Source organism: Stieleria sp., assembly GCF_041595215.1.
Classification (GTDB): domain Bacteria; phylum Planctomycetota; class Planctomycetia; order Pirellulales; family Pirellulaceae; genus Stieleria; species Stieleria magnilauensis.
This window is the reverse complement of the sequence record NZ_JBFHKV010001091.1, coordinates 1-2,816: the sequence shown is the minus strand read 5'-3', so window position 1 is coordinate 2,816 and position 2,816 is coordinate 1. Positions and strand designations below refer to the sequence as shown.

Below are 2,816 nucleotides of genomic sequence, written 5' to 3'. Positions count from 1 at the left end.
CAGTTTCGCGGCGATCCGCTCGGCGGCTTTGCCGTCCCAGAGGGCGGGGCATCTGCGTTCGGGGGGAGTCGATTGGACTTCCTTCCATGCCGCCAAGAGCGTGTCTTTTCCCGGTTGGACCAGGCGGTTGGTGCCTTCGTCAATCGTGATCGGGCGTTCCGTGTTCGGACGAACCGTCAGGCACGTGACGCCCAGGTAGGTCGTTTCTTCTTGGACGCCGCCGGAGTCGGTCAGGACGACGTTGGCCGATTTCATCAACGCCATGAAATCAAAGTACCCCAGCGGGTCAACCATGTTGATCTTGTCGGCAACGGTGATGTTTTCGGTTTCCAAGCGTGCCAGAGTTCTGGGGTGCACCGGAAACACGATCGGCAACGACTCTGAGATCTCATTGAGTGCCGCGATCAACTCGGCCAACATCTCCGGATCGTCGACGTTGCTGGGCCGGTGTAGGGTTGCCAACACGAATTCGCCGGCGGTCAGTCCCAGAGTCGACAGGATTTCGCTTTGTTCGATCTTGGGCAACGCACGGATCAACGAGTCGATCATCACGTTGCCGACGCAGTGAATGCGGTCCGGCGAGACGCCTTCGGCAATCAGGTTGGCATCGCCATCGGGTGAAGGGGTCAACAACAAATCCGAAATCGCGTCGGTGACCTTGCGATTGATTTCTTCCGGCATCGTATTGTCACGTGAACGCAAGCCCGCTTCGACGTGGGCGATCGGAACGCCGATCTTCGATGCCACCAACGAACAGGCCACGGTCGAGTTGACGTCGCCGACGACCACCAACCAGTCCGGCCGATGCTTCAAGATCACCGGTTCGAATTCCAGCATGATCCGTGCGGTTTGAACCGCGTGCGATCCTCCGGATACCCCCAAGTGCTCGTGGGGTTTGGGGAGTTCCAGTTCACGAAAGAAAATGTCCGACATTTTTTCGTCGAAGTGCTGGCCGGTGTGCACCAGGGTCTGCTGTACCCGGTCTCCGTAGCTGTCCAGTGCCCGCATGATCGGCGCGATCTTCATAAAGTTCGGCCGTGCTCCGACGACGGATAATATTTTCATGACCTATCTGGTTTCAATGTGAAATGGAGTCGCGGGGGGAAGTGACCAATTCCTCGACGGGAAAATCGGGGAACCGGCGTGAACGCCCCAACACGCGGGGGATCATGTGGTCGTCGAGCGTCGCGGCACGTCGCCAGGCTTGTACCGCAGTTTCATAATCACCGTGATTGGCTGCCAACGCCCCGAATCGAAGTTGCAACTCGGGGGTGTTTGGAAACAGTGCAGCGGATTGACGGATCGCCGCCTTGGTGCGTTCGGGCGATCGGTGGATGAATTCCAAATAGACTTGATCGATACGCGGTGGCATCGCCAGTGGTCGTTGACGCAGTGACGCTTCGGCCGATTGCAAGGCCAGGGCATAGGGTGAATCCGGCGAACGCAATGGTGGACTTACCGGCATCGGGGGCACCGGTTTTCCAGCGTCGGTCACATGCTTGGAAAGCACGGGATCGGCCGCCCGCCACCCCAGTCGCCGACGTCCGCGTGACGTCGCCGCGTAGAGCGCCGCCTGTTGAGTTTGCGGAATTCGCCCGGCGTTCATCAGGGTTAGTTCCAACAGACGACCGCGTTGGAAATCGATCCTGGTCAAAACATCCAGCAGATCCGGGTGTGGGTGTTGCCCGGCAAGTGTTCGCGTCTCGGCAGCGAACCGATCCAGCCACGGTTGGTCCGTTCGATGGTACTGAAATTCTGCATCGGCGGTGCGGACGGCGAAATCGACCAAGTTGTCGAACCGAAGTCGATTGATGGCGAACACGGCGATGACCAACAGGCCCGCCGCACCGGCGATCTGAAAGACGCGTTCTCGCAGGAATCTCGGTGACCGCCACCAAGCGTCCTGCGGCAGCAGTTTTAGTTTCGGCTGCCCGCTGGTGCCCGGCGTCGCGTTCTCGCGTCCGCTCGCAGCCAATACCACCGTCGAGGCACGCGCCACGACGACGGACAAAAGCATGACAACCGCCAACAGGTTCGCCGGCAAAATCAGTCCGAAATCGAACGTCTGACTGACGGCGATCACGACGCAAAGGTAGCAGCCGGAAATCCCAATCCCTTGGTCGAGTGGATCGGTCGAAGCGTACAAACGTCTCAGGCACAGAACCATCAACACCGCAGCCAACGCTGTCAGCAGGAGACCGGCCAGGCCGAGTTCGACAAACATTTCCAACCACAAGTTGTCGGCGTGCAGACAATGACGCCAGGGGCTGGTTTGCTGCCACGGTAGATACGCGTAACCATAAGACGCCAATCCGCTGCCGCCCGGAAAATGTTCGATCGCCGTGCGAAATCCGTCCGGCCAGTGTGACAACCGGGTGTCGGTCGACAAACGATCGCTGCCCTGAGCGACGGTCGAACCGATTTGCTGAAACGTGTCTTCGCGGAGTGTCTCGGTTCCAATCGTGCCGGTCCGCAACAATACGACCACCGTCAACACGACCACCGCGATTGCGGCCACCACGCCTGCCAGTCGCACACGGTTTCCGCGTGTCAGCACCACCGTGGCCGTTCCGGCGACCAACATGGACAGCAGCCCGCCGCGAGAGCCACAGCCGATCAATCCGACCAAAGTGACGCACAGGGAAACGAGGGCCGTCAGCAACAGCCCATCGCGCAGCCACAGCGAACCGAACGTTTTCCATCCAGTTCGCTCTGCAGACTCGCCCGCGTCGCCTTGGTGCGACAGGGCCGAGCCGCGATAGACGATCAAGCCCAGCGCCGATGCGATCCCCAGATTGATCGCCAACGCCGCGTTG

2 protein-coding genes are annotated in these 2,816 nt (G+C 60.0%); both read right to left on the bottom strand.

Annotation, left to right across the window (positions count from 1 at the left end; all coding sequences use genetic code 11):
• Positions 1 to 1,065 (bottom strand): non-hydrolyzing UDP-N-acetylglucosamine 2-epimerase (gene wecB, locus ABX749_RS28360; protein WP_372898994.1); only part of this gene is annotated, 1,065 nt, incomplete at its 3' end.
• A gap of 13 nt (positions 1,066 to 1,078) precedes the next feature.
• On the bottom strand, positions 1,079 to 2,816 hold a 1,738-nt coding region (locus ABX749_RS28355; protein WP_372898993.1), incomplete at its 5' end, for an O-antigen ligase family protein.